Origin of the sequence: Verrucomicrobium sp. GAS474 (genome assembly GCF_900105685.1) — a bacterium.
In the GTDB taxonomy this organism is placed as follows: Bacteria; Verrucomicrobiota; Verrucomicrobiia; order Methylacidiphilales; family GAS474; genus GAS474.
Genome location: NZ_LT629781.1, coordinates 1439522 through 1465458, shown reverse-complemented (window position 1 = coordinate 1465458; position 25937 = coordinate 1439522). Strand labels below are relative to the sequence as shown.

22 protein-coding genes are annotated in these 25937 nt (G+C 68.5%); 9 read left to right on the top strand and 13 right to left on the bottom strand.

The window, feature by feature from the left end:
* Nucleotides 1-28: 28 nt before the first annotated feature.
* Nucleotides 29-2686, bottom strand: a complete 2658-nt coding sequence (locus BLU04_RS06030; protein ID WP_093283489.1) for a valine--tRNA ligase — start codon at nt 2684-2686, stop codon at nt 29-31.
* A gap of 147 nt (nt 2687-2833) precedes the next feature.
* On the opposite strand from BLU04_RS06030, the gene BLU04_RS06025 reads away from it, so the two are divergent.
* The gene (locus tag BLU04_RS06025) at nt 2834-4108 is read left to right on the top strand and encodes a hypothetical protein (RefSeq protein ID WP_093283486.1); all 1275 of its coding nucleotides are present in this window, start codon (nt 2834-2836) and stop codon (nt 4106-4108) included.
* A gap of 42 nt (nt 4109-4150) precedes the next feature.
* On the opposite strand, the gene BLU04_RS06020 is transcribed toward BLU04_RS06025, so the two are convergent.
* From BLU04_RS06020 to rpsT, 3 genes are all read right to left on the bottom strand, one after another.
* Complete coding sequence (locus BLU04_RS06020) at nt 4151-4690, bottom strand: 2-oxo-4-hydroxy-4-carboxy-5-ureidoimidazoline decarboxylase (protein ID WP_093283484.1); 540 nt, start codon at nt 4688-4690, stop codon at nt 4151-4153.
* A gap of 31 nt (nt 4691-4721) precedes the next feature.
* Entirely contained in the window at nt 4722-5558 is an 837-nt protein-coding gene (lgt, locus tag BLU04_RS06015; protein ID WP_093283481.1) for a prolipoprotein diacylglyceryl transferase, read from the bottom strand.
* A gap of 63 nt (nt 5559-5621) precedes the next feature.
* The gene (gene rpsT, locus BLU04_RS06010) at nt 5622-5966 is read right to left on the bottom strand and encodes a 30S ribosomal protein S20 (protein ID WP_093283479.1); all 345 of its coding nucleotides are present in this window, start codon (nt 5964-5966) and stop codon (nt 5622-5624) included.
* 66 nt (nt 5967-6032) lie between these two features.
* On the opposite strand from rpsT, the gene BLU04_RS06005 reads away from it, so the two are divergent.
* From BLU04_RS06005 to BLU04_RS05985, 5 genes are all read left to right on the top strand, one after another.
* On the top strand, nt 6033-6779 hold the full coding sequence (locus BLU04_RS06005) for a hypothetical protein (protein WP_093283476.1): 747 nt from the start codon (nt 6033-6035) through the stop codon (nt 6777-6779).
* A 51-nt stretch (nt 6780-6830) separates the two neighbouring features.
* Nucleotides 6831-8576, top strand: coding sequence for an arginine--tRNA ligase (argS, locus tag BLU04_RS06000; protein ID WP_093283473.1), 1746 nt, complete (start codon nt 6831-6833; stop codon nt 8574-8576).
* Between the two features lie 15 nt (nt 8577-8591).
* A complete protein-coding gene (locus tag BLU04_RS05995; RefSeq protein WP_093283471.1) occupies nt 8592-8984 on the top strand; it encodes a hypothetical protein in 393 nt (130 codons plus the stop codon).
* Between the two features lie 407 nt (nt 8985-9391).
* A complete protein-coding gene (locus BLU04_RS05990; RefSeq protein ID WP_093283468.1) occupies nt 9392-11854 on the top strand; it encodes a S8 family peptidase in 2463 nt (820 codons plus the stop codon).
* Nucleotides 11855-11883: 29 nt separating this feature from the next.
* Nucleotides 11884-12765, top strand: a complete 882-nt coding sequence (locus BLU04_RS05985) for a hypothetical protein (protein WP_093283467.1) — start codon at nt 11884-11886, stop codon at nt 12763-12765.
* Here the strand turns inward: BLU04_RS05985 and BLU04_RS05980 are convergent.
* From BLU04_RS05980 to BLU04_RS05960, 5 genes are all read right to left on the bottom strand, one after another.
* Nucleotides 12734-13756, bottom strand: a complete 1023-nt coding sequence (locus tag BLU04_RS05980; protein WP_093283464.1) for a DUF4886 domain-containing protein — start codon at nt 13754-13756, stop codon at nt 12734-12736. The genes BLU04_RS05985 and BLU04_RS05980 overlap by 32 nt on opposite strands.
* 89 nt (nt 13757-13845) lie before the next feature.
* On the bottom strand, nt 13846-14355 hold the full coding sequence (locus BLU04_RS05975; protein ID WP_093283462.1) for a hypothetical protein: 510 nt from the start codon (nt 14353-14355) through the stop codon (nt 13846-13848).
* A 14-nt stretch (nt 14356-14369) separates the two neighbouring features.
* Nucleotides 14370-15146, bottom strand: a complete 777-nt coding sequence (locus BLU04_RS05970) for a hypothetical protein (protein ID WP_093283460.1) — start codon at nt 15144-15146, stop codon at nt 14370-14372.
* A gap of 27 nt (nt 15147-15173) precedes the next feature.
* Nucleotides 15174-16082 (bottom strand): ParB/RepB/Spo0J family partition protein, encoded by a 909-nt coding sequence (locus BLU04_RS05965; protein ID WP_093283458.1) that lies wholly within the window; start codon nt 16080-16082, stop codon nt 15174-15176.
* Between the two features lie 72 nt (nt 16083-16154).
* Entirely contained in the window at nt 16155-16754 is a 600-nt protein-coding gene (locus BLU04_RS05960; RefSeq protein WP_093283455.1) for a hypothetical protein, read from the bottom strand.
* A gap of 117 nt (nt 16755-16871) precedes the next feature.
* On the opposite strand from BLU04_RS05960, the gene BLU04_RS05955 reads away from it, so the two are divergent.
* The gene (locus BLU04_RS05955) at nt 16872-18050 is read left to right on the top strand and encodes an amidohydrolase family protein (protein WP_157895156.1); all 1179 of its coding nucleotides are present in this window, start codon (nt 16872-16874) and stop codon (nt 18048-18050) included.
* Nucleotides 18047-18874, top strand: a complete 828-nt coding sequence (locus tag BLU04_RS05950) for an AcvB/VirJ family lysyl-phosphatidylglycerol hydrolase (protein WP_093283450.1) — start codon at nt 18047-18049, stop codon at nt 18872-18874. Before BLU04_RS05955 ends, BLU04_RS05950 begins: the two co-directional genes overlap by 4 nt.
* Nucleotides 18875-18889: 15 nt before the next feature.
* Here the strand turns inward: BLU04_RS05950 and BLU04_RS05945 are convergent, their stop codons facing one another.
* The 4 genes from BLU04_RS05945 to BLU04_RS05930 all read right to left on the bottom strand — a co-directional run bounded on the left by BLU04_RS05945 (nt 18890) and on the right by BLU04_RS05930 (nt 24174).
* The gene (locus tag BLU04_RS05945) at nt 18890-19621 is read right to left on the bottom strand and encodes a YebC/PmpR family DNA-binding transcriptional regulator (protein ID WP_093283448.1); all 732 of its coding nucleotides are present in this window, start codon (nt 19619-19621) and stop codon (nt 18890-18892) included.
* A gap of 69 nt (nt 19622-19690) precedes the next feature.
* Nucleotides 19691-20461, bottom strand: a complete 771-nt coding sequence (locus BLU04_RS05940; protein WP_093283445.1) for a TIM barrel protein — start codon at nt 20459-20461, stop codon at nt 19691-19693.
* Between the two features lie 25 nt (nt 20462-20486).
* Nucleotides 20487-21113: an NUDIX hydrolase gene (locus tag BLU04_RS05935; protein WP_157895155.1), complete on the bottom strand. Its 627-nt coding sequence runs from the start codon at nt 21111-21113 to the stop codon at nt 20487-20489.
* Nucleotides 21114-21231: 118 nt separating this feature from the next.
* Nucleotides 21232-24174: an ATP-binding protein gene (locus BLU04_RS05930; RefSeq protein WP_093283440.1), complete on the bottom strand. Its 2943-nt coding sequence runs from the start codon at nt 24172-24174 to the stop codon at nt 21232-21234.
* 328 nt (nt 24175-24502) lie between these two features.
* Between BLU04_RS05930 and BLU04_RS05925 the strand changes: the two genes are divergently transcribed.
* Complete coding sequence (locus BLU04_RS05925; protein WP_093283437.1) at nt 24503-25912, top strand: APC family permease; 1410 nt, start codon at nt 24503-24505, stop codon at nt 25910-25912.
* Nucleotides 25913-25937 lie beyond the last annotated feature (25 nt).

The window sequence follows — 25937 nt, the reverse complement described above, 5'->3', positions numbered from 1 at the left end:
GCTCGGCGGCGTCCCTTAAGCCTGGAGTTTAGAGCGATTCGAGCTGCTTCAACTGCTCGCCGAGGCGTTCCCGGCCCGCCTTCAGCGTCTCGAGGAGGGTGCGCCATTCGTTGACCTTGGCCTCCGGGGCGCGGCTGACGACTTCGGTGTTCGCGAGCTTCCCCTCGGTGAGGGCGAGGTCTTTCTCGATCTTCGCCAGTTCCTTGCCGATCCGGGCCCGCTCGGCCTCGGGATCGATGAGGCCCGCGAGGGGAAGGCAGAGTTCGCCGAGCGGCGTGAGGATCGACGGCGTCCGCTCCGGCGCGACATCGACAAATTCGATCATTTCCGCATTCAAAAGAGTTTCGAGCTCACGACGAATCGGCCCAGTAATTGAAGCTCCACCCGTAATAAGGAAGGGGACTTTTTTATTCGATGGGAGACCAAACTGACTACGAAGACTGCGTCCTTTTTCAGCAGTTTCATAACCATGCCGCGCAACGACGGCGGTAGGGTAGGTCGGCGCGGCTTCCCCCTTCGGCCACGCCGCGAACTGGATCGTCCCCGTGCCGAAGCCGAGGTTGAGCCAGAGTTCCTCGGTGAGGAACGGCATGTAGGGATGGAGGAGGCGGAGGACGCGGCTCAGCGTGTAGTCGGTCGCGGCCAACGTCCCCGCCCGCGTCGGCGAGGCGGCGTCGAGGAAGTCGACCTTCGCCGCCTCGATGAAGCGGGAACAGAAATCGTTCCAGACGAAATCGTAGAGGGCTCCGGCGGCGACGCTGAACTCGTAGGCGTCGAGGGCGGCGTTGACCTTCGCGATCGTGGCGTGGAGGGATTCCAGGAGCGCGGCGGCGAAGGGCGAGAGGGCCAGCCGGGAGGGATCGGCCTGCGGGTCGATCTTCCCCTGCATGGCGCGGAAGCGGCAGGCGTTCCAGAGCTTGTTGCCGAAGTTGCGGCCCTCCTCGATCTGCTTTTCGTCGAAGCGGATGTCCTGCCCCTGGGGCGCGATGCGGACGAGGCCGAAGCGGACGCCGTCGGCCCCGTAGCTGGCGATGAGGTCGAGGGGATCGGGGGAGTTGCCGAGCGATTTCGACATCTTCCGCCCCTGCTTGTCGCGGATGAGGCCGGTGAAGTAGACGTCGCGGAACGGGATGTTCGCCTCGGCGGAGGCGTCCTTTCCGGGCTGGAATTCGAGGCCGGCCACGATCATCCGGGCGACCCAGAGGAAGATGATGTCGGGACCGGTGACGAGGACGTTCGTCGGGTAGAACTTCTTCCGCGTCCCGTCGGCGACGTCCATCGTCTCGTAGGCCCAGAGCCACGAGGAGAACCAGGTGTCGAGGGTGTCGGGGTCCTGCTCCCATTCCGCGCCGGGGCTCTCGACCTGGCAGAGGGGCTCGGCGCCGGGCTTGTACCAGACGGGGATGCGGTGGCCCCACCAGACCTGTCGGGAGATGCACCACGGCTGGATGTTCTCGAGCCAATGGTTGTAGACCTTCTCCCAATGCTCGGGGAAGAAGCGGATCAGCTTCTCGCGGACGACGCGGAGAGCCTCCTCGGTCTGCGGGTAGTCGAGGAACCACTGCTCGGAGAGGCGGGGTTCGATCGGGACGTCGGCCCGCTCGCTGAAGCCGACGGTGTTCTGGTAGTCCTCCTCCTTGTCGAGGAGGCCGAGCTCGGCGAGCAGGGCGGCGGCCTTCGTCCGGGCTTCAAAGCGGTCGAGGCCGTGGAGTTCCGGGACCTCGGGGCAGGCGATCTTGCCGTCGGGGGTGAGGATGTCGCGGGTCGGGAGATGGTGGCGCGCGCCGATCTCGAAGTCGGCCTTGTCATGGGCCGGGGTCACCTTCAGGACGCCGGTGCCGAACTTCGGGTCGATGTGGGCGTCGCCGACGATGGGGAGGGCCTCCTTCGGGAAGGGGCGGTAGGCCGTCTTCCCGACGAGGGCGGCGTAGCGCGGGTCGTCCGGGTGGACGGCGAGGGCCGTGTCGCCGGGGATCGTCTCGGGACGGGTCGTCGCCACGGTGAGGAACGTGCCGGGGGCGTCGACGATCTCGTAGCGGATGTGGTAAAGCTTGCTCTTCTGCGGCTTCGGGATCACCTCCTCGTCGGAGATCGCGGTGAGGGAGCCGGGGCACCAGTTCACCATCCGCTTTCCGCGCCGGATGAGCCCTTTCTTGTAGAGCGCGACGAAGACGTCCTGGACGGCGCGGGTGTACGCCGCGTCGAGGGTGAAGCGGGTCCGGTCCCAATCGCACGAGACGCCGAGCTTTTTCAGCTGGGCGATGATGATCCCGCCCCGGTCTTCCTTCCAGCTCCAGACCCGCTGGAGGAAGGCCTCGCGGCCGAGGTCGTGGCGGGTGATCTTCTCCTCCTTGCGGAGGTGCTTCTCGACGACGGTCTGCGTGGCGAGGCCCGCGTGGTCGGTCCCCGGGAGCCAGAGGACCTCCTTCCCCTCCATCCGCGCCTTGCGGCAGAGGATGTCCTGGATCGTGTTGTTCAGGACGTGGCCGAGGTGGAGGATGCCGGTGATGTTCGGCGGCGGGATGACGATGGAGTAGCCCTCCTTCGGCGAGGCCGGATCGGCGTGGTAGTAGCCCTTCGCCAGCCACGCCGCATAGAGGCGGTCCTGGATCGGGCCGGGCTCGTAGGCTTTGGCCAGTTCAAGATCGGGTTCGGGGGCGGAGGCGGGCGATTCGGGAAGGGACATGAGGGGTCTTTCTGAAAGTGGGAAGAGGAAGAATAGAGCCTCTTGCGCCCTTTGGGAAGACTCAGTAAAGGCCCTGTACATTGACGGGGAATCCCGCTTTAATCAGCCGACCTCTCTTCCATCCCAACCCCTTATCGTCCTTCTCCCATGGCCGACACCCCTCCCAACATCGCCTCGCTCCTCTCCCGGAAACAGCTCGGTTTCGCCCTCCTCCTCGTCATCCTCACGACGCTCCTCGTCGGCGGCGGGCAGGCCTTCCGCCTCCTCTCGAACGGGCAGGAAAGCGCCGCCCTCCTCGCCCACATCGAGGCGGCCTCCCTCCTCTCCCGCGGCCCCGCCCTGCCCGAGGCCGACCGCCTCCAGGCGGAGCTCCCGCTCCTCGGCAGCGATCCCTTCGTCACCGGCGTCGCCGTCTACAACGCCGAGGGCGACCTCCGCGCCCAGTACGTCCGCGACGGCGGCAAGCCCCTCCCGGACAAGCAGCTCCTCGCCGAGGAGCAGGTCGAAGTCCGCACCTCGACGCTGCGGGAAAGCGCCACCGCCCTCCTCCTCTCCTCGGACGGCCATCCCGTCGGCTCCCTCTACCTCCGCCGCGACAACGGCTGGGCCGGCTTCCTCCCCTCCGTCCTGATCGCCTTCGCCTTCTCCCTCGTCCTCGCCACGATCCTCGCCTCCTCCTACGCCTCGAAGCTCGGCCCCCAGCTCGCCAAGCCCCTCGCCGCCGTCGCGAACACGACGCTCAGCCGCCTCCAGGCCGAGCTCGAAAGCACCCTCGAGAGCCGCGCCGCGGAAAAGGCCGAGTTCGCCTCCCTCCGCGACGCGCTGAAGCAGGCCCAGGACCGGGGCAACGCCTCGGCCCTCGCCCTCGGCGCGAAGGAAGCCGAACTCGCCGCGCTGAAGCAGCGCCCCTCCCCGGCCGGAGGCGACGGCAAGGCGCTGATCCGCCTCGCCCAGGACCTGATCCTCCTGCCCGCCAGCCCCGTCCGGGACGCCGCCCTCGCGCTGACCGAGACCGCCGCCGCCGTGACCGCCGAGTCGGAGCCCTCCTCGCACCCCCTCGATCCCGCCGCCCTCGCCGCCGAGGCCGTCCTCGCCGCCCGCATCCGGGCCTCGGCGAAGAAAAGCACCGTCGCCTTCGACGCCTTCCCCGGCATCCCCGCGACGCTCCCGGGCGACGGCCCGCTCCTCCTCCGCGCCGTCACCCTCCTCCTGAACGACGCCATCGAGCGGACCTCCGGCGGGGAGATCGTCCTCATCGCCGGGGTGGTGAAGAACGCGCTCCGGTTCGAGTTCCGCGATACCGGAGCCGCCCAGGACCTCCCGCCCGCCGCCGAGCAGGCCGTGAAAAGCCTCGGGGCGACCCTGAAGGGGAAAGCGACGGAGGCGGGAACCGTCCGGTGGTTCGACCTCGCGCTGGAATAGGAACGAAATTCCCCGCCGGAAGACGGGGCGGAAGGCGATCGCCTATTCCGGGATCTGCTCGAAGAGGCGGACGCGCGAGATGCGGGAGAGTTCCCCCAGCGCGACCTGCCGCTCGTCCTCGCGCGTGTTGCCGAGGCGGGAGGCGATCGAGGCCATCAGGCCGGAGCGGGGCTTCGCGTCGGGGCCGACGAGGCAGACGATGAGGGGGAAATCGAACTTCTTCTGGTACTCGGCCTGCTGCTTGTGGAGGGTCTTCACCTCGTCGCGCGTCAATTCCAGGGCGGCGGCGGCGGCCCGCTCGGTCGGGGTGACGAAGGCGCTCTCCCGCTCGGAAAGGAAATCGGGCTGGACCCGGAGGAGCTGTTCCTGGGTCACGGGATCGGCCGTGGCCGCGATCTCGGTCATCACCCGGTGGAGGTGGTCGAGGCTGGTGAAGGGGCTCTGGGCGAAGGACAACGCCGGAATCCATGCCGCGTTCCCGTAAACGGAGAGCAACGCTCCCACGTATTCCAGCAGCGGCATGGCGTTGAGGTCGGCCAGCTTCGGAGGGGCCGGTTTCAGTTGGCTGAAATCGAAGTCCACCCCGCCATAAGACGGAACTTCCCCCGGAAAGTCAACGCCGCTTCACCGGGGAGCCATGCGGGGGCGTCCGCCGCCGCAGCGCCTCGAGAACCAGCGCCCCGACCACCATCCCCGCCGAGAGAAGCTGCCCCTGGGTGACGAAGCCGAAGTAATAGCCGATCGGCGCGTCGGGCTCCCGGAAGCATTCCCCGATGATCCGCAGGACGCCGTAGGCGCCGAAGAAGGTGAGCGCCGTCGCCCCGTCGCGGGGCGATTTCAACGTCCGCAGCCGGACCCAGAGGATGAGGCCGAAGAGGATCGCCCCCTCCATCGCCGCCTCGTAGAGCTGGGAAGGATGGCGGGGCAGGAGGTCGGGCGCGTTCGGGAAGATGACGGCCCACGGCCCGTCGAAGGGGCGGCCCCAGAGCTCGCCGTTGACGAAGTTCGCGATCCGCCCGAGGCCGAGGCCGACGGGGGTGCAGAGGGCCGCGGCGTCGGCCAGGTGGTAGAAGGGGATCTTCAGACGCCGCGCCTCCCAGAGCATGACGAGGATGACGCCGATGATCCCGCCGTGGCTCGCCATCCCCCCCTTCCAGACCAGGAAGATCGTCCAGGGCCGGTGGATCGTCTCGTCGAAGTTGTAGAAGAGGCACGAGCCGAGGCGGCCGCCGATGCAGACGCCGAAGACGGCGATCTTCACGATGGCCCGGTCGGCCTCCTCATGGGAGATCCTCAGCCAGCCGAGATCAATCTGCCGGTGGAGGAACCAGAAGAGGAAGACGAAGCCGAGGAAGTAGGCGAGGCCGTAGTAGCGGATGCCGACGCCGCTCCCCTGCCCGAACTCGTAGAGGAAGGGGCTGAGGCGGTCGACGTAATAGCCTAGGAACATGGGCAGAAAAAAACCGGGCTAGGTCAGACCCAGTCCCGGTTTTTTGAAAACGCTGATTCGGATTTAGGCGGCAGGGGGCGTCGCCTTCTTGGCGGCCTTGCGGGGAGCGGCCTTGGGGGAACGCTTCGCCTTGGCGGCAACGACCTTCACGTCGCTCTTCACGAGCTTCGCGATGCGGCTGGTGCGGCGGATGGAGGTGTTCTTCTTGAGGCGGCCTTTCTTGGCGGCCTTGTCGACCATCGACTGGTAGCCCTTGAGGAGGGCGGTCGCTTCGTCCTTCAGACCCTCTTTGACGAGGTTCTTGATCTTCTTCGCGGCCTGACGCAGCTCGTCGCCCGCCTTCTTGTTCAAGAGACGGAGGCGGGAGCTCTTTCGTGCTTGTTTTGCTGCAGAGCGGGTATTAGCCATAAGGAGGAAGAAAGTAGAGGCCCCGGCCTTTTTAAGTCAAGCCCCTTCCAAGAGAAGCGATTAAGCGTGAAAAATCCCCGCCAGGCCAAGGCCTTCAAATTCGTCGTCGGCCTCCTCCTCCTCCCGCTCCTCGCCGCGGCCCTCCTCGCCCTCGGCGATCTCTCCCGCTTCTTCTGGCACGACCGCGCGTGGGGCCAATACTGGTTCTGGGCGCTGGGCGGCGGCTTCGCCCTCTGGCTGGTCGTCTACTTCGCCCTGCCCCGGCCGATGTGGCTCTACGTCTTCGGCCACGAGCTGACCCACGCCCTCGCCGTCTACCTCCACGCGGGAGAGGTCTACAAATTCCACGTCAGCAAGCGCGGCGGCCACGTCATCACCGACAAGACGAGCTGGTTCATCTCCCTCTCCCCCTACTTCATCCCCCTCTACACCGTCTTCCTCCTCGCTCTCTGGCTCCTCGCCGCCTTTTACTGGAAGCCCCTCGCCCACTACCTCGCCTTCCTCTACCTCGGCATCGGGATCACGTGGGGCTTCCACCTCACCTTCACCGTCAGCATGATCGGCGAGGGCCAGCAGGACCTGAAGGGCGAGGGCGTCTTCTTCTCCCTCGTCGTCATCCTCCTGCTGAACCTCCTCCTGATCGAGATCGGCCTCACGGGGATCCTCGGCGGCTGGCACGGCTTCCCCCGGATGGGCCTCGGCCTCTGGCACCACGCCCTCGACGCCTACGCCTGGACGGGGAAGACCCTGTGGACCGGCGCCCTCTGGGTCTGGACCGAGCTCGTCGCGCTCGTCCGGCACGCGAAGGGCTAGCCCTTCGATCCTTGATTCGCCCCTCTCCCCTCCTTATCCTCCCCCTTCCCCATGAAGTCCCCCCAGCAAGTCCTCGAAGCGCGCCTCGCCGCCGCCTCCCTCCAACTCTTCGGTTCCGCCGAGGTCCAGGTGAAGCCGTGCGCCGACGCGAAGCATGGCGATTTCCAGACCAACGCCGCGATGATCCGGGCGAAGGAACTCGGCAAGAACCCCCGGGAACTCGCCGCCGAACTCGCCGCCCTGTTGCCCGAGGACGAGGCCTTCGCCGCCCCCGTCATCGCGGGCCCCGGCTTCCTCAACTTCACCCTCAAGGCGGGCTGGCTGAACCGGGCCCTCGCCACCGCGCGGGCCGAGGGGAAGATCGGCGTGGAGGCCGCCGCCTCCGCATCAGGCCCCGTCATCCTCGACTTCAGCGGGCCGAACGTGGCGAAGGAAATGCACGTCGGCCACATCCGCAGCACGATCCTCGGCGAGGCGCTCGCCCGGTGCCACCGCTTCCTCGGCCACGCCGTCGTCACCGACAACCACCTCGGCGACTGGGGCACCCAGTTCGGCAAGATCCTCCTCGGCTACAAGCGCCACGGCAACGAGGCCGACCTCGCCGAGCGGCCCATCGAGCACCTCGAGGAACTCTACCAGCAGATCCACGAGGCCTCGAAGACCGACGAGGCGATCCAGGAGGAGGCCCGCGGGGAACTCCTCGCCCTCCAGCAGGGCGACGCGGAGAGCCTCGCCCTGTGGAAGCGTTTCGTCGCCGCCACCCTCGCCGAGCTCGACAAGATCTACGGCCGCCTCGGCGTCCGCTTCGACGAGACCCTCGGCGAGAGCGCCTACAACGACCGCCTCGAGGCGACGGTGAAGGAGCTGGAGAAGAAGGGCATCGCCCGCGAGAGCGAAGGGGCCATCGCCGTCTTCTTCGACGAAAGCGACGACAAGCAGCTCACCGACAAGCCGTTCCTCATCCGCAAGTCGGACGAGGCCTTCCTCTACGCCACCACCGACCTCGCCACCGTCGCCTACCGCGTCGAGCGGTGGAAGCCGGCCCGCATCATCTACGTCACCGACGGGCGGCAGCAGCTCCACTTCCAGCAGCTCTTCGCCACCGTGCGGAAATGGGGCGTCGACCGGGTCGTCCCCACCGCGCTGGAGCACGTCTGGTTCGGCGCGATCCTCGGCGGCGACAAGAAGCCGATCAAGACCCGCGAGGGGAAGCCGATCAAGCTCCGCGCCCTCCTCGACGAGGCCGAGAGCCGCGCCTTCGACATCATCACCGGGAAGCGTCCCGAACTTTCCGAGGAACGCCGCCGCGAGATCGCCAACGTCGTCGGCCTCGGCGCGCTGAAATTCGCCGACCTCGGCCAGAACCGGAACCTCGACTACGTCTTCGACTGGAACAAGCTCCTCGCCTTCGACGGCAACACCGCCCCCTACCTCCAGAACGGCTACGTCCGCATCAAGTCGATCTTCCGCAAGGCCGTCGGCGAGGGGATCGCGATCCCCGGCGACGACGCGCAGATCGACCTGCAGGAAGAGGCCGAGATCGCGCTGGGGAAGAAACTCCTCGCCCTCGGGGAAACCGTCCGCATCGTCGTCGCCGAGAGCCGCCCGCATTACCTCTGCATCTACCTCTGCGAGCTCGCCACCGCCTTCCACGCCTTCTACGAGGCCTGCCCCGTGCTGAAGGCGGGCGTTCCGGAAGACGTGCGCACCAGCCGCCTCGCGCTCTGCGCGCTGACGGCGGAGGCGCTGCAGCTGGGGTTGGAGTTGCTGGGAATCGGCGTTGTCGAGGAGATGTAGGGTCCGTCAAAGGCGATGGAAGAGATCATTCAGGCCCTCCTCGAAATCGGCCTTCAGATTCTCGGGGAGCTTCCATGGGAGGCCGCGCTCACCAAGAGCGACAGGCAACGGCAGAAAAAGGGGCGTCCCGGCCTCGACGATGCCGTCATCCCGTGTGCCCTCCTCAGCCTGCTCGTCGGCGTCGCCTTCGGGGGCGTATCGCTCTGGCTTTTCCCTCACTCCTTCTTCCACGCTCCGTGGCTGCGCGTCCTCAACCTCGTCCTCTCGCCCTTGGCGACGGCCACCCTCTCCTGCCTGATGGCAGCCTATCGCCGGAAAAAATCCCCCGGCACCTCGCCGCGCTCCCATTTCATCTTCAGCTTCCTCTTCTCCCTCAACTTCGCCCTCATTCGATTCCTCTGCATCTAGGTGAGAGGGGAGGCAGGGTTCGCGGGCCGGGAACCGCCCTTCGGGACTGGCGCGGTCAATCCTGTACAGCTGGAGGCGATCCGCTTTATAGCCCAAGAGGGGCTTTGCCCCTCCTGGAACCTCCTGTTCTGAGGGCCTGAACTAGGCGGACGCGCTTGGGCGGCGCCTCGTCTCCGAACTGGATTAAAATCGGATGGTTCCGGTACGCCCGAGGGTACGGGTTGCGGGGGGAGACGGGACCAATACGCCTAGACTCCTATTGGAAGACGGCTCTATGGGAGAAATGCGTATGGGAGCGAAACGCTTGGTAGAGAATGCGCCTCGGGAGAAAACCCCATCTCGTCTGTGCTTTCATTACCCCTTGTTTTCCTTGATAACTTCGGACGGTATTCCTTCCCCGTCCCGACATGGCCCGCCGCTCTCCGCCCTCCCGATCGCCCTCCGCCCCAACGCAGGACGACGATCCGCTGCCGTTGCTGAACGGCGGGGAACGGCTCATCGAGCCCGCGCCGCGCCGCCCCCGGCCCTTCCCCCGCCCGCCCCTGCGGCCCTACGCCGAGGTGCGGCAACGCTTCTGGGAGGGACTGGAAAGGCTCCGCGCCCGCTTCGCCGAGCTCCCCCCGGAGATGAAGTACCGCGGGGAGACCGTCCTCGCCTTCCGGCTCCATCCCGATTACCCCTCCGCCGCCCAGGAGCCCGACCACTTCCTCGCCCTGACGCCCGGCGCGGCGAAGGTCGGCTCCCGGCTGTGGCAGGCCCCCCTCGTCGGCGACGACGCCGTCGCTCCCTCGGCCCGGCTGCGGCGGGAGGCGGCGGCGGGCCGCGTCACGGCGGCGGCGCGGCTCCTCTTCGTCGCCGTCGCCGAGGAGGCCTTCCTCACCGGCTTCCGGCGCGTGCTGGAACGGAGCGAGGGGAGCCTCCCCCGGCCGGTGAAGGAAGACCTCCAGCGCCTCGAGCGGATCGACTTCCTCGCCCCGCACGAGCGGATCCCCCCCGCCTCCTTCCCGGAGACGTGGAAGGGCGGGCGGGTCGAGCTCGTCCTCCATCCCGCCCTCCTCACCGCCGCCGCGCGGGAGGCCCACCTCCTCCACCTCCTCGGCGGCATGGGATGGACCGACCCGAGCCGCGCCTCCCTCCGCCTCCGCTCCTACGCCGACGGCAGCGGCCCCACCTTCGTCAGCCTCCGCCTCGATCCCGATTTCAGCCCCGGCGCCCTCGCCCTCCTGCGCGGGTACAATCCGCTCCGCACCGCCCGCCCCCTCGACCTCGGCCCCTTCCCCGCCCTCCGCTCCGGCCCGATGCTGACCGCGCCGAAGCCGCCCCTCCCCGCGCCCCCCGCGCCGATCCGCGTCGCCCTCTTCGACGGCGGCTTCGATCCCTCCCTCCCGCTCCTCGCCGGCCACGCCGGCGACGACCCGAAGGCCGGGGAATGGCCCGTCCCCGCCCATCCCGATTGCGTCGCCCACGGCACCGCCGTCGCCGGGGCGCTCCTCCACGGGCCGCTCAATCCCCACGCCGCGCGGGACGTCCTCCCCGCGCCGCCCCTCTCGGTCCTCGGCTACCGCGTCTTCCCCCTCTCCGATCCCGACGACCTCGACCTCTACGAGGCGATCGACGCCATGGAGCGGATCGTCCCCACCCTCCCCGGCCTCGGCGTCCGCCTCCTCAACCTCAGCTTCGGCCCGCGCGGCCCGATCTCCGACGACAACCTCTCTCGCCTCACCTACGTCCTCGACACCCTCGCCCACGCCCACGACCTCCTCCCCATCGTCGCCGTCGGGAACGACGGCGAGGAACCGGGCTACGGCCGCATCCAGGCCCCCGCCGACGCCGTCAACGCCCTTTCCGTCGGCGCGTACGGCGAATACGGAACCCAGCGTTACTCCGTCCCCTACTCGTGCCGCGGCCCGGGCCGCGAGGGGGCGAAGGTGAAGCCCGACCTCGCCGCCTTCGGCGGCTGCGAGCGGACCCCCTTCCACCTCGTCTCCGCGCGGCCCGGCCTCCGCGTCCTCGACTACGGCACCAGCTTCGCCGCCCCCCTCGTCGTCCGCCGCTGCGCCGAGCTCCTCCGCCGCCATCCCGGCCTCTCCCCCGCCCTCCTCCGCGCCCTCCTCATCCACCACAGCCGCCATCCCGTCCCGCCGGGGGCGAAGGCGTCCGCCGCCCCCGGTTTCGACTACCTCCTCGGCCACGGCTTCTGCCCCGACGACCCCGACGCCCTCCTCGGCTGCCCGCCCGACACCGTCTCCGTCCTCATCGACCACGCCCTCCCGCCGAAGACCGCCTCCCGCCTCCCGATCCCCCTCCCCCCGGCGCTCCTGGAGGGGAACAAGAGCCGCGTCACCCTCGAATGGACCCTCGTCGTCCAGAGCCCCGTCGACCCCCGCGTCCCCGTCGAGTACACCGCCCACGGCGTCGCCGCCACCTTCTACCCCGACGCCCGGCTCCACGCCTACGCCCCGCCCTCCTACCTGAAGCCGGCCCCCGCCCCGCGCCGCGTCAACATCGAGGCCGAGGCCGACCTCGCCGCCGCCCTCGAATCGGCCCGCTGGACCCGCTCCGAGCTGCCCCTCTCCAAATCGGCGAACACCTATCGCGCCGGGGCCCGCCTCCACGGCGGCGACCTCCGCTGGGACACCGTCGTCCGCAGCTCGATCACCCTCCCCGCGCGGAGCCTCCACCGCCCCTTCCTCCTCCTCCAGGCCCACTCCCGCCTCCCGACGGCGAACGCCGAGGCGCAGGCCCCCATCCGCTTCGGCGGTATCCTCACCGTCCGCCTCCCCGGCTCGGGGGAGAAGCTCTACGAGGAAGTGGTGCGGGAATATCCGACGCTGCAGAAGATGGCGCCGGTGAAAAACCCCTCGCCCTGATCCGGCGGGACGGGCATAAATCGGGCGTCATGTTCCTCACCTACTGTTACGGCGGCGAACGCTTTTCCAAGCCGGGCGTCCTCTCCGTCCTCTCGATCCTCGCCCGCCTCCCTGCGGCGCGGATCGACGTCTACACCGACGCGCCCGCCTCGTTCTCCGGGCTCTCCGAGGGGGTCCGCGTCCACCCGCTCTCGCCGATCGACGTCGCGGCGGGGTGCGCCCCGGTCGGCTACCGGCACCGGGTGAAGATCGCGGTCCTCCTCCGCCACGCCCTCTCCGCGGAGGAAGGGAGCCCGGTGATCTACACCGACACCGACACCTATTTCAAGGGCCTCCCCGGCGGCGTCGCCCCCGACCTCGGCGCGCGCCCGTGGGTGATGCACAACCTCGACGGCCTCGTCGGCGACGATTTCTATCCGGCCTTCAACCGCTTCCTCCTCCGCGAGGCCCCGCGCGTCACCGCCTCGGAATGGCCGGGGATGACGACGGGGTTCAAGATGTTCAACTCGGGCCTCATCGGCTTCCGCGCGACGCGGGAGACGGCCCGCCTCCTCGTCGAGGCGCAGCGCCTCACCGACTGGCTCTGCGTGAACTTCCACGAGCAGCCGGAGTGGACGGAGCAATTCGCCCTCGCCTGGATCGGGGAGCAAAAATACGGCGTCGAGGCCGACGCGATGGGCTTCCACCACTACTGGAACCAGAACACCGAGGTCTCGGCCCTCCTCTCGGCGATGAGCCGTGCCGACCTCGCCGCGATCGCGGGCGACGAGGACCGCTTCGCCGCCCTCCTCGCCGACGCGGCGGCCCTCTCCGGGGACCCGAAGCACCGCCGCACCGTGCTGCGGAAGAAGCGGTGGAACCGCTCCCTCCAGAAGCGCCTTATTGCGTGGAGGGGGCGGAAGCTGCGGTAGCGGGGACGATCGCGGCCTCGGCGGCCTTCTGCGCCCGGACCGCCTGGTGGGCGATGTGGCGGAGCGTGGCGGCGTCCTCGGGCGTGAGGCTGCCATTCGGGGGGACGAAGGCGACCTCCTCGACGTTCCCGCCGAAGAGGGCCTCGTAGAAGACCGCCGCGCCGAGGTATTCCCCGTCCTTGTTCGCGTGATGGCCGTCGAGATGGACGGCGTAAACGCCGGTCTTCGGGTCCTTCGCGCCCCGGTAGCCGTTGTGGAGCCCTGCTTTTTCCTGCGGCAACGCCCCCTCGGCGGGATGGGCGAAATCGAAGGCGGCATCGGGCGCGAAGGTCCAGCGGGGCAGCACGCGGGCGGCGGCGAAGGCGTCGCCGACGGGGACCGTGCGGAAGTGATAGGCGGCGGCGAGCTTCGCGTAGGCGGCCTTCAACTGCTCCTGCATCAGCGCGGGGGTGAAGTCGCCCTTCCTGAAGAGCGGATCGTCGTCGCGATAGGCCCAGGTCTCGTGGATCACGATCTCGGCCTGCGGCGCGTACTTGCGGATCGCCGCGACCACCTGCCCGGCGTAGGGCTCGTAAGTCTCGGGCTTGTAGCTGAGGGCGCTGTACTGCTGGATCGTGACGATGTCCCACTTTTCCTTCTTCAGCGCGTCGATCAGGTTGAAGCTCTTCGTCCCCGCCGCCGCAGGATGCCCTTCCTCGAACCACTGCGTTCCCGAATAGATGCAGGCCGCGGGCGAGGCCGGATCGTTCTCGGCGGCGGCATAGGCGTCGGCGTGTTCCTTCAGGGAGCAGCCGCCCTTGTAGGCGATCAGGAGGGAGACCGACTTCCCGCCCGCCTTGGCGAACTGGGGAAGGTAGGCGAAGACATTCTGGGAAAAGCTGTTCCCGACGGCGAGGACCCGCAGCGGGGCCGGGGCCGACTCCTCGGAGCGGAGCGGGATGAGGGGGAGGAAAAGAAGGAGGCCGAAACCGAGCAGACGGGGAAGGGACATCCCGAAGTCTAGATCGGGTCGGAGCGAAAAGCCGAGGCGATCTTTATCCTTACAGTAGCATGGGGGGGAGAGTGTGAAACCGAAGCCGGCTACTTCCGCCCCACGATCCGCTTCTGCAACGCCAGGCAATACAACAGCGGCACGACGCCGATGACGCCGAAGGAGCAATCGATCAGCCTCCAGTAGAAGGGGATCCCCCGGACCGGACCGCAGATGAAGGCGAGCGGGAGGACGAGGGCGCAGGCGGCGATCCCGGCCAGGAGCGTCGACCGGCCCGAACGGGGATCGAGCCACGGTCCGACGAAGAAGAGGGCGATGACGATGTGGGCGAAGGCGAGCCAATCGGTCCCGTAGGCGATCCACGGATAGAAGCGGTAGGTCTCGTCGAGGCCGTGGTAGACGAGGTTGATCCACGAGGCGACGAACGCCCCCGCGCCGTTGCCGCCGAGATGGGAATGGGTCATCCGCTCCAGGAGCCGCAATTCGGTGAGCAACGGGAAGGCCGTCAGCCCGCTCAGGACCAAGGCGACGATGAAGAGGCCGAGGACGAGGCGGAAGCGGCCGATCAGGACCGGGTAAGGGGTGGGAAGGGAAGTCATGGGGTTCGGGTTTTCTAGGGTGTTGGGGAAGGCGAGGGAGGGGGCACCGGTTTCCCCCACAATCCCTGGAGCCACGTCCCCATCCACTTCGCCGCGTCGGCGGCGTTCGCGCCGTTGTTGCGGAGGGTCATCTGGAGGGCGGTCTGCCAGGAGCGGGATTGGACGATCAGCGATTCGGTGATGGCCTGGAGGCGGGCGGTCTGCTCGGCGAAGAGGCCGGCGAGCCGCGCCCGGTCGAGGGCGGAGGCGTCGGGGGCCATCGCCTGGAGGGCGGTGAGCCCTTTCTGGAGGGAGGCGTCGATGTCGCCGAGCTTCGCCGAGGTCGCCTCGAAGCTGGCGATGCCCCGGTTGGCGGTCTGCCGCCACGCGATCGACTCCTGCTGGATCAGGAACGAGGGGAGGGTGACGGTCCCGATGAGGATGACGAGGGAGACGGCGACGCCGACGCCGCCCGCGACGCGGCCGAAGACGGTCCACGGCAGGCCGTAGAGGTAGGCCCGTTCCCGGACGTGGGCCGCCGCCGCCGCGCTGAGGCCGAGGCAGAGGACCGAGAGGACGAGGAAGACGAGGGCCGCCGCCGGAACCCAGACGAGGAGGGCGAGGATGCCGAAGAGGGGGACGCCGCCGACGGCGAGCGTCCCGAGGCCGAAGACGCAGGCGAAGAGCCCGAGGACGAGGGCCGAGACGACCCCGGCGGCGACGGCGATCCGGGAGAGGCGCGGCACGACCGCCCCCGGGGCCGCCGCGGGGACGGCGACCGGGATGACGGAGGGATCGGGTAGGGATTCCATAGGGCAATCTAACCCGGCTCGGCGATTTTACAATTCGGTCACGCCGAGGGCCTTCAACAACCGGTCGAGCTCGTCGGCCGAGAAGTACTCGATGACGACCTTCCCGGCCTGGTTCGTCCCGGCCAGGCGGACGCGGGTGCCGAGGGCGCGCTGAAGCCGTTTTTCGAGGTCGGCCCAGGCGGCCTCGGTGACGGGCGCGGGGGCCTTGGCCTTCGCGCCGGAGCCCTTGGCCGCGCTTCCGGAACCGGAGCGGGGGCGGAGCGACTCGACGAGTTTCTCGGTCGCCCGGACGGTGAGGTTGTCCTTCAGGACGCGGTCGGCGACCTTCGCCTGCGTCTCCTTGTCGGGAAGGCCGAGGATGACCTTGGCGTGGCCGACGCTGAGGCGGCCGCCGGAGACCCAGCTGCGGAGGTCTTCGGAGAGGGTGAGGAGGCGGAGGGCGTTGGCCACGTTGGCGCGGCTCTTGCCGACGCGCTGGGCGACCTGCTCCTGGGTGAGGCGGAATTGGTTGATGAGGAGGGCATAGGCCTCGGCCTCCTCGACGGGGTCGAGGTCGGCCCGTTGGAGGTTCTCGATGAGGGCGAGTTCGAGGACTTCCCGGTCGCTCGCCGCGCGGACGATGACGGGGGCTTCCTTCAGCCCGGCGGCCTGGGAGGCGCGCCAGCGGCGTTCCCCGGCGATCAGCTCGTACTTCCCGCCGACGAGGCGGACGACGAGGGGCTGGATGATCCCCTTTTCCCGCACCGACTCGACGAGCTCGGCGAGCTGCTCCGGGGCGAAGTTCTTCCGGGGCTGGAAGGGGCTGGGGACGATCTGCTCCAACGGGATGCGCCGGACGGTCTCCCCCTTCTCGAACTGAGGTTGGGGGGAGGCGAGTCCCTGGGCGCCTGCTCCGATGAGGGCGCTCAATCCGCGCCCGAGTCCTTTTCCTGCCATACTGGGCGTACGTACTACAGGCCAGGGCCGGGGGATCAAGCCCCGCGATGCCGCACCTCCCTTATTCGGCGCTCAGTAAACGAAAATACCTGATCCGAAGGAGGTTCCGTCGGGCCAGAGCATGAAGCAATGGCCGTCGGCGTTCGTCGTCGGGTCGTCGACCGAGAGGAGGCAGAGGTCGGCGTCGGGGCCGGGGGTGACCGAGACGACTTTCTGGACGATCCCCGGCTGGTAGGAGGAAGGCTGGGGAATGCCGAGCTGGGCGGCGATCCCCTGCATGTCCGACTCGATCAGGTCGTGGAGGGCGGCGAGGCCCTTGCCGGTGTCGATGAAGATGAAGCCGTCGGCGTTCTGGATGTCGCACGAGTGGATCTCCTCCCCGGGCTGGACCTCGGCGATCGGGACGGCCCGCCCGTCGCGGAGGCGGAGGCGCTGGGTCGCCCCCATCTCGTAGACGCCGTGGGTGGTCCGCAGCTGGTAGGTCGGCCCCCGGCCCTCGGGCTTCAGCGTCGAGGTCTTCGCCCGGATGCGGCCCTCGTCGGGCTGGTAGCTGAGGACGACGAAGGTCGAGCCGTTGGCGAGCTGCTTCGCGAAGACCGAGCCCATCTCCATATAGATGCGGGTGGTGGCGGGGACGAGCGACGTGGCGTAGCGGAGGGTGGGGGCGGACATAGCGATTAGGGCAACAGGGAGAGCAATTATTATTCCATTTCCGTACAACACACGCCCCAAAATGGAATGGAGGGTTAAATTCTTCCAAAACGGCGGGGCGACTGCAATCATCGCGCCGTGTCCGCTGTTAACACCTCTGGTACCTTCGTCGCCCGTCATTACCGGACCGAGGAAGCTTTCTCTTTCGCGATTGCCGAGGGACGGTATGTCTCCATCGAGCCCCTGAAGGAGAAAGCGCCCGAGGCTCCCCTCCTCGCTCCCGGCCTCGTCGATCTCCAGATCAACGGCTTCGGCGGCGTCGATTTCAACCGGGCCGAGGGGCTGACCCCCGAGAGGTGGAAACAAGCCTGCCGCGTCCTCCTGGCCCACGGCTGCACCGCCTTCCTGGCCACCCTCATCACCCATTCCGCCGACGAGACCGACGCCCTCCTCGCCCTCCTCGCCGCCCGGATCTCCGAGACGCCCTTCAACTGCATCGGCATCCACCTCGAAGGTCCCTTCCTCAACCCCGATCCCGGCACGCGCGGCGCCCACGACCCGGCCCGGATGATCCCGGCCGACGAGGCCCTCTTCGCCCGCTGGCAAAAGACCGCCGGAGGCCGCATCCGCCTCATCACCCTCGCCCCGGAGATCGCCCCCGAGCTCTCCCTTCCCTTCATCCGCGCCCGCGTCGCCGAGGGCGTCCGCATCTCGATCGGCCACTCCCTCGCGATGGGCGACGTCCTCCGCGAGGCCGTGGCGGCGGGGGCCTCGTGCTGGACCCACCTCGGCAACGCGATGCCGAGGCAGGTCGACAAATTCGACAATGTGATTCTCCACGCCCTGGCCGAGGAAAACCTCTTCGCCTCGCTGATCCCCGACGGCGCCCACCTTCCCCGCCACGCCTTCCGAGCCTTGGCACGGGCGCTCGGCCCCCGCCTCCTCCTGACGACCGACGCGATGGCCGGAGCGGGAATGCTCCCGCCCGCCCCCTCCGCCGAGCCCGCCACCGTCACCCTCGGCTACCAGACCGTCGCCCTCGACGAACGGGGCTGCGCCGTCCTGCCCGGCTCCCGGCGGCTGGCGGGCTCCACGCTCCTTCCCTTCTCCGGCGTCTTCACCGCCGCCACCCTCTCCGGACTGCCGTGGGCCGATTGCTGGGACGCCTTCTCCCTCCGCCCGGCCCAGTGGATCGGCCACGACGCCCGCGTGAAGGTGGGAAACCGTGCCGACTTCGCCCTCTTCCGCTTCGACGCCGAGGGCGGCATGGGCCAGTACGACATCTGCCAGCAGGGAAAATCATTCCGGGATTCATGATGCACCGCCTCCTCGTCCTCCTGCTCCTTTTCCTCCCCGCGTTCCTCCACGGGCAGAAGAGCGACGGCGTCCGCACCACCCTCCCCGTCCAGCTCGCCCACGCCGTCTTCACCGTCCACGACCTCCCGCCGCCCGGGACGACGCCCGCCCCGGCGGTGATCCTCCTCTTCACCGGGAAGGGCGATTGGACGTTGTGGGAAGACCGGGTCGGCGGCCATCTGGCCAAGATGGGCTATTACGTCCTCGGCATCGAGACGGTCCGCTACGCCTCGGTGAAAGGGGGCGACTATGCGCCCGACGACTTTGCCGCCGACCTGGAGCGGATCGTCGAGGCGGCACCCCCCGCCTTCGTCGCCCGCAACGCGCCGATCTTCCTGCTGGGCCGGGGCCTCGGCGCGGCGGCGGCCCTCGGCGGCGCGGCCGTACCGCCGCCCCCGCCCCGCCTCGCCGGGCTCATCGTCACCGACGTCCCGGAACGGGGCCGCTACGGCTATCACCTGCGGGACCGCATCCCCTTCCTCGCCCCCGGCGGCGAAGGGACCTTCACGATCAAGGAGGCGGCGGCGAAACTCGGCACGGGGCAAAGCGCCCTCGCCGTCGCCCAGCTCCACCCCGACGACGGCTACTTCGACACGACGTCGTGGCTCTCCGCCGTCCAGGGACCGAAAAAGACCATCGCCTACGCCCGGGGCTGGAAAAACTTCGGCGTCGCCACGCCTGCCTTCATCCGCGCCCTCGACGAGGCCGTGGCGTGGCAGCTGTCGGTCCACACGCTGCGGACGGAATTGGAACAGGGGGCGGCGCCTCCCCCCGCCGGGCCGTAGGGGAGGGGAAAGCCTCTACTTCAGCGCGGCCCAGACGCGATGGACGTCGTCGTGGTCTTCGAGCGCCTGGAGGAATTCGCCGACTTCGGCGCGGTGCTCGGCGCTGATTTCGGGGAAGCTCTTCGCGATGTAGCCGATCTCGCTCGTGACGACTTTCCAGCCGTTGGCGGCGAGCCACTGGGAAACGGTGTGGAGGGCGGTCCGTTCCGCGATGAAGCGGGCTCCGGCGACGCCTTCGGGGATGTCCTCGTGGCCCTCGTGGGTCAGCGCCTCGACCTCGTTCGCCCCGGCCTCGATGGCCGCGCCCTCGATGTCGGCGGCGGCGTCGGGATGGTAGGCCTCGACGAGGCCGACGTGGTCGAAGAGGAACTTGTTGCTCCCGCCCGCGCCGAGCTGGCCCTTGCGGAAGAGGGTGCGGATCTCGGGCGCAGTCCGGTTGTTGTTGTCGGTCAGCACCTCGACGATGACGGGGATCTTGTGCGGGGCGTAGCCCTCGAAGGCGATCTGCTCGAGGACGAGCTTCTCGTCGCCGATCCCGGCGCCCTTCTTGATGGCGCGGTCGATGTTGTCCTTCGGGACGCTCTCCTTCTTCGCCTTTTCGATGGCGGCGTGGAGGCGGGCATTGTTCGCCGGGTCGGCGCCGCCGTGCTTCGCGGCGACCGAGATTTCCCGGAGATACTTCCCCGAGCTCTGCGATTTGCGGAGGGAGGCGACCTCCCGTTTTGCCAAGAGCCATTGACGTCCCATAAAAGTAGCTTCGATTTAGAGTTGGAAAGAGTGCGGAAAAGTGAAACGGAGGGGCAAGAGATACCAGTTCTAGCCGACTTCGGCAAGCAGCTCCCGCAGGACGACGGCATCGGCCAGGAACGACTCCGGGGCGTCCCCGACGGTGAACTCGAGGAGGACGAAGCGGTCCCCCGGCACCCCGGCGATCCGGCGCAGGAAGGCGAGCCACCGATCGCGCCCGGCGGCGAGGGGATGGCGCTCCGACGGCGACGGCCACCAGTGGAAGGCGTGGATGTTGGCGAGGCGGCCGGAGCCGGAAAGCGCCGCGATCTCCCCGAGGCCGACCTCGACGGGCTGGCCGTGGCGGGGCTGCCAGTAGCTGCGGAGATTCGGCGCGGCGGGGCCGACCCGGTCGAACATCGCGAGGGTCGTCGGGGCGTCGTCGGTCAGCGTGTGGTCGTGAAACTCGTTGGCGACGACGAGGCCCTGCGCGGCGGCGAGGGCGGCGATGCGGCGGTAGTCGGCGGCGACGCGCTCGCGGTCGGCCTCGGTCGCCTCGGCGGAGGAGATCGCGCCCGACCAGACGCGGATGGCGGGAGCGCCGAGGGCGACCGCCGCCGCGAGGACCGGCTCGAAGGGCTGCCCCTCGCCGACGCGGTAATAGGAGCCGTAGGAGGAGACGAGGAGCCCGGCGTCCCGCGTCATGCGGCCGACCTCGGCGGCGGTCCCGGAGCCGTCGGCGGGGACGTGGATGTCGCCTCCCCATTCGATCGCCTTCAGCCCGGAACGGACGACGAGGGCGATGATCTCGGCGGGGGAAAGCGGGCGGAACGTGACGGAGACGAGGCCGGGGGTGAGCATCCCGGACTCTAGCGAACGCGCGGCCTTAGCGGAAGAGCGAAAGGGGCTCGAAGGTCCGCTGCGCCCGTTTCCAGAAATAGGAAAGAGAAGGCGTTGCGTCGAGGGGCGGCTTCCGGTGGAAGAGGCAGGCGGCGATCTCCCCGGCGCGAGGGTTGAAGGGCGAGGTGGCCTTTCCCTTCGCGGTCTTCACAGCCTTGACCCGGGTCTTCTGCCGGAGGATGACGCGGAAGAGGACGACGACGGCCCCCTTCTGCGGGCGGTCGTAAAGATCGATGGGAGTGGCGACGTCGATCTCGACGCCGAGTTCCTCCTTCACCTCGCGGCGGAGCGCGCCGAGGAGCGATTCCTTCTGCCGGACCTTGCCGCCGGGGAGGGCCCACATGCCGCGTCCGCGGAGCTGCTTCACGAGGAGGATGTTCCCGAAGGCGTCCTCGATCCAGGCCATGACCGACATGGTCTTCTGCGGATCGGCCTTCGCCTTCGGCTTCGTTGCGGCGGCCTTCGGCACGGTCTTCCCCTTGGCCGTCCCGGTGGGAAGGGTGAAGGGCGCATTGCCGCGAAGGGCGTTGCCGCGCGCGATGATCTTGGCGCCGGAATGCGCCGTGGCAGGAGCGCCGATTTGCGCCCGATCGCGCTTGCGAAGACGTGACATAACTCCTTGGTCTATAGCCAGAACCATGCCATCGGTACAATCACAATCGAGAACGGGCCCGATTATTATTGGTTTACCTGATGAAGTTCCCACCCCGCGAGGACCTAGCGCCAGGAAACTAGGCGACCTTGGGCGAAAGACATTCCCGGATCGCCCGGGCGAGATCCTCGGAGGGGCACGGCTTCCGGAGGAACCGCCGCTGGTCCTCGTCGTTCATCCCGTATTCGGCGAAGTTGATCTCGTACCCGCTCGTGAAGATGACCGGGAGGCGGGGATTGCGGGCGCGGAGGATGTCGGCGGCCTCCTTCCCGTTCAGGTTCCCCGGCAGGACGATGTCGGCGATGAGGAGGTCGATCTCCCCGGCGTGCTTGTCGAAGAGGTCGATCGCCTCGGAGCCCGTCGCGGCCTCGACGACGCGGTAGCCGAGGCGCTGGCAGATCGCCCGGGTCAGCGTGCGGACGCCGGGATCGTCCTCCATGACGAGGAGCGTCCCCTTGCCTTCGAGGTCGGCGGGACGGGCGGGGGCTTTCCGCTTCGTCGTATGGGCCGCGCCGACATCCTCGCCGACGGGGAAGTAGATCTGGAACTTCGTCCCCTCGCCGAGGGTGCTGGAGAGACGGATCGCGCCCTGGTGCTGGCGGACGATGTTCCGCACCGTGGCGAGGCCGAGGCCGGTCCCCTTGTCGGCTGCCTTCGTGGTGAAGAAGGGCTCGAAGATCTTCGTGAGGTGTTCCGGGGCGATGCCGGTGCCGGTGTCGATGACGCAGAGGCGGACGTAGGGGCCGGGCGGGGCCGGATCGAGGAGGCCGTCCTCGTTCCCGCCGAGGTCGACCTGGGCGGTGACGATGGTGATCTTCCCTCCCTTCGGCATGGCGTCCCGGGCGTTGACGACGAGGTTCAGGAGGATCTGCTCGACCATCCCCTCGTCGGCGAGGACGACGGGGATCGTCGGGTCGATCTGGACGGCCATCTCGATGTGTTCCCCGGCGCTGCGCCGGAGCATCTTCGACATCTCCTCGACGACGTCGTTGAGGGAGAGCGGCTGGGGCTTGATCTCCTGCTTCCGGCTGAAGGCGAGGAGCTGGCGGGTGAGGCGGGTGGCCCGCTTCGTCGCGAGGAAGATTTCCCGCGTCGACTCGGCCATCGCGCCCTGGCTCTCGGGATCGATGCAGCTTTCGAGGATCCACGCGTGGCCCTCGATGACGGTGAGGATGTTGTTGAAATCGTGGGCGACGCCGCCCGCGAGCCGCCCCACGGCGTCGAATTTCTGCGCCTGCCGGAACTGCTCCTCCAGCTGGAGGCGCTCGGTGACGTCGCTCCACGCGCCGATGATCTCGACCGGCTTCCCCGCCGCGTTCGAGACGATGCGCCGCTCGTCGCGGATCGTCCGCCACTCCCCGTCCTTCGTGCGGAAGCGGAAGTCCCGGGCGTCGCTCTCGCGGCCCGGCGTCTGGGCGGCGATGTCCCCGGCGCGGACGCGGGCCGCGTCGTCGGGATGGATGTTCCCCCAGAACCAGCCCGGCTTCAGCGCCTCCTCCGGCGTGTAGCCGACCATCTGCCGGATGTTCTCGCTGATGTAGGTGCTGATCAGGTGGCCCGCCTCGAAGCGGAGGGCGTAGAAGAGGGTCGGGTTCTTCGAGAGGGCCTCGTTCAGCCGCCGCGTCGCGGTCTGGAGCTGCTCCTCGGCACGGAGGCGGGCGTTGCGGTCCTCGATGAGGTCGAGGGCGTGGGAGACGTCGTTCGCCACCTCGGTGAGGAGGGCGGTGTGCTCCGCGTCGAAGGCCCCGGGCCGCGCGGCGTGGAGGACGTAGAGCGCGACGATCATCCCCCGGCACCGGATCGGGAAGATCGCGATCGAGCCGGGCCGGACCTCGACGGGGAGGGTCCGCCACGGGGTTTTCTTCCGGTACTCGCGCCCGTCGTTGAGGATCGCGGGGGTCCCCTTGGAGAGGCTCTCCCAGAGGGGCTCCCCCCAGACGCCGCAGAGGACGGAGCGGTCGATCCACGCCCGGACGCCCTCGCCGCACGCCGCGAGGACGACGAGGCGGTACCCGCCGTCGGCGACGGTCCCCATCCACGCCGCCTGGAAGCCGCCCGTCCCCACCGCGCTCCGGCAGATGCTGTCGAAGAGGGCGACCCGCTCCCGGATGTGGACGATGTCCTGGCTGCACTCGCTGAGGACCTGGTAGAGCCGTTCCCGCCGGGCGAGGCGGTCGTAGACGAGGTTCAGCCGCCGCGCGTTGAGCCAGATGACGAAGCAGAAGAGGGCGACCCCCGCCGTGATCCCGATCCCCGCCGCCGAGGCCGGGGACATGTGCCCCGCCGCGATCTGCCGGATGAAGAGGGCCCCGATCAGCGTCGGGAAGAGGATGCCGCACGGCAGCAGCCACCGGGCGATCCCGCCGCCGGGATTCCGGTGGACGATCTCCCGCATCAGGCCGACGGAGGGCTTCGCCGCCAGCACCGCCGCCGAGAGGAGGGTCATCATCACCCCGCCGTAGGGCGAGGGATGGAAGAAGAGGCTCATCTCCTCCGGGGAGATCCGGTAGAAGAAACCGATCAGCAGGTAAAAGCCGAGCCAGAGCGCCGCCAGGGAAAGGATCTGCGCCAGCCGGTCCATCCGGGCGAAGAGGAAGACCAGCGCCATGCCGTTGAGGACGAAGAAGAGCGAGCCGCCCGAGACCCGGACGATCTCCCCCTCCCTGCCGTGGAAGCCGAGGCCGTCGTAGGGCGTCTGCCAGCCCATGTGCCAGATCGTGAAGGTAGAGAGGCCGAGGACGAAGGTGAGGAGCGAGGCCGCCATCCCGACCCGTTCCGCCAGCCGCCACTCCCGCAGGTGGAGGCCGAGGACGCCGATCCCCGAGAGGATCAGCAGGAGGCAGATCGCCGGCTTCGTCGGATGGGGGCCGAAGGCGGTTCCCTTCAGCACCGCATTGTCGGTCGCCCATCCGAAGAGGATCAGGGAGGAAAAAACGATCAGGAGGAAGGCGGCCCAAAACGAAAACGCCCTCAGCGCGACGACGCTGCCGTCGATATCGGATTGGGCTTTTTTCAGATCCATGCGCAGGGCTTCCAAAACAGACTCGGCAGACTCGAACCAACCACCACTGACCACCGCTTTCGCTCAAAACAAACCCATCCTCCACCCCGGACGGCATCCTTGTCACGATCCCATACCTGTTATACCGAAAAAAAAGAAGATAATTTTACACTGTAACGCTCCCGGGTCCGATGGCGGTTTGCGGTAGCACGCGCGCCCCCGCACACCTCCCCCGGATCGTCGCCGAGTTGGCCCGGGAATCGCTCCCGCTTTAGATCCGGGATAAATGTTAGACGAAAGATTTGAATTCCTTTAGTACCGCCCCTCGTACTCCCCTATTGCCCCTCTTATGGACGAAGCGCCCCCCCTCCCCGGTTCCCTTCCCCCGTCGCGCGCGGGGAAACTCCGCTCCACCTGCCTCTCCTTCCCCGAGACCCTCTCCCAGTCGGTCGCCGCCATCTCCCCCACCTTCACCGCCGCCGCGAACGCCGCCGTCGTCTACTCCTTCGCCGGGAACGGCACCTGGATCACCTACCTCCTCGCCTGCTGCGGCCTCCTCTGCGTCAGCTTCCACATCCGCTACTTCGCCCGGCGCACCGCCTCCCCCGGCTCCCTCTACACCTACGTCGCCCAGACCCTCGGCCCCGATACCGGCTTCGTCGCCGGATGGTGCTCCGTCATCGCCTACCTCCTGACCGCCATGTCGGTCCTCATCATCGCCGTCGACTACCTCCGCCACTTCAAGCCCCTCCTCGCCCCGCCCACCCTCCTCATCCTCGCCGCCAGCGTCCTCGCCGTCTGGTACGTCGCCTACCGGGACATCCGCTTCTCCGCCCGCCTCATGCTCAGCGCCGAGGCCTTCTCCGTCCTCCTCACCCTCCTCATCGGGGCCCTCGTCTGCCTGCGGCACGGCATCTTCCTCGACCCCGCCCAGTTCACCCTCCAGGGGGCGACCCCGGACGGCATCAAGATCGGCCTCATCATGGCCATCTTCAGCTTCGTCGGCTTCGAGAGTTCGACCACCCTCGGCACCGAGGACCGCGACCCCCTCCGCAACATCCCCCGCTCCATCTCCTGGAGCGTCCTCGGCAGCGGCCTCTTCTTCATCGTCATCTCCTACGTCTCGATCCTCAGCTTCCACACCATCGGCGCCGACCTCTCCCGCAGCGACACCCCCATCATCACCCTCACCGCCTACCTCGGCCACCCCGCCCTCGGCCTCCTCTTCTCCATCGGCGTCATCATCAGCGCCTTCGCCTGCGCCATCGCCTGCATCAACGCCGGGTCCCGCATCCTCTTCACCCTCGGGCGGCACGGCATCCTCCCCCCCCGGATCGCCCAGACCCACCGCGTCAACGCCACCCCCCACCACGCCATCACCCTCTCCGCCATTCTCATCCTCCTCGTCCCCGCCGGGTGCATCCTCGCCCATATCCCCCTCATCGACATCTACGGCTACCTCGGCACCCTCGCCACCTACGGCTTCCTCACCGTCTACGCCATGATCGCCGTCGCCGCCCCCCTCTCCCTCCGGCAGCGCGGCCAGCTCCGCCTCCGCCACCTCCTCCACTCCGCCCTCTCCCTCCTCTTCCTCAGCCTCCCCATCGTCGGCAACCTCTCCTCCCATCCCGAGCCTCCCTTCGACCAATTCCCCCTCTGGTTCCTCAGCGCCCTCGCCGTCAGCCTCGTCGGCTACGCCTGCCTGCGGATGAAATACCGCGACGAAATCAGCGAGCGCATCGAGGACGACGCCGATTAGGGCCAAGCCGGAAAGAAGCGTCGCC

Excerpts from the sequence above, each read along its gene's own strand:
- BLU04_RS06030 (WP_093283489.1), bottom strand. The coding sequence starts at position 2,686 with ATGTCCCTTCCCGAATCGCCCGCCTCCGCCCCCGAACCCGATCTTGAA.
- BLU04_RS06025 (WP_093283486.1), top strand. The coding sequence starts at position 2,834 with ATGGCCGACACCCCTCCCAACATCGCCTCGCTCCTCTCCCGGAAACAG.
- lgt (WP_093283481.1), bottom strand. The coding sequence starts at position 5,558 with ATGTTCCTAGGCTATTACGTCGACCGCCTCAGCCCCTTCCTCTACGAG.
- rpsT (WP_093283479.1), bottom strand. The coding sequence starts at position 5,966 with ATGGCTAATACCCGCTCTGCAGCAAAACAAGCACGAAAGAGCTCCCGC.
- argS (WP_093283473.1), top strand. The coding sequence starts at position 6,831 with ATGAAGTCCCCCCAGCAAGTCCTCGAAGCGCGCCTCGCCGCCGCCTCC.
- BLU04_RS05995 (WP_093283471.1), top strand. The coding sequence starts at position 8,592 with ATGGAAGAGATCATTCAGGCCCTCCTCGAAATCGGCCTTCAGATTCTC.
- BLU04_RS05990 (WP_093283468.1), top strand. The coding sequence starts at position 9,392 with ATGGCCCGCCGCTCTCCGCCCTCCCGATCGCCCTCCGCCCCAACGCAG.
- BLU04_RS05985 (WP_093283467.1), top strand. The coding sequence starts at position 11,884 with ATGTTCCTCACCTACTGTTACGGCGGCGAACGCTTTTCCAAGCCGGGC.
- BLU04_RS05980 (WP_093283464.1), bottom strand. The coding sequence starts at position 13,756 with ATGTCCCTTCCCCGTCTGCTCGGTTTCGGCCTCCTTCTTTTCCTCCCC.
- BLU04_RS05975 (WP_093283462.1), bottom strand. The coding sequence starts at position 14,355 with ATGACTTCCCTTCCCACCCCTTACCCGGTCCTGATCGGCCGCTTCCGC.
- BLU04_RS05970 (WP_093283460.1), bottom strand. The coding sequence starts at position 15,146 with ATGGAATCCCTACCCGATCCCTCCGTCATCCCGGTCGCCGTCCCCGCG.
- BLU04_RS05965 (WP_093283458.1), bottom strand. The coding sequence starts at position 16,082 with ATGGCAGGAAAAGGACTCGGGCGCGGATTGAGCGCCCTCATCGGAGCA.
- BLU04_RS05960 (WP_093283455.1), bottom strand. The coding sequence starts at position 16,754 with ATGTCCGCCCCCACCCTCCGCTACGCCACGTCGCTCGTCCCCGCCACC.
- BLU04_RS05950 (WP_093283450.1), top strand. The coding sequence starts at position 18,047 with ATGATGCACCGCCTCCTCGTCCTCCTGCTCCTTTTCCTCCCCGCGTTC.
- BLU04_RS05945 (WP_093283448.1), bottom strand. The coding sequence starts at position 19,621 with ATGGGACGTCAATGGCTCTTGGCAAAACGGGAGGTCGCCTCCCTCCGC.
- BLU04_RS05940 (WP_093283445.1), bottom strand. The coding sequence starts at position 20,461 with ATGCTCACCCCCGGCCTCGTCTCCGTCACGTTCCGCCCGCTTTCCCCC.
- BLU04_RS05935 (WP_157895155.1), bottom strand. The coding sequence starts at position 21,113 with ATGTCACGTCTTCGCAAGCGCGATCGGGCGCAAATCGGCGCTCCTGCC.
- BLU04_RS05930 (WP_093283440.1), bottom strand. The coding sequence starts at position 24,174 with ATGGATCTGAAAAAAGCCCAATCCGATATCGACGGCAGCGTCGTCGCG.
- BLU04_RS05925 (WP_093283437.1), top strand. The coding sequence starts at position 24,503 with ATGGACGAAGCGCCCCCCCTCCCCGGTTCCCTTCCCCCGTCGCGCGCG.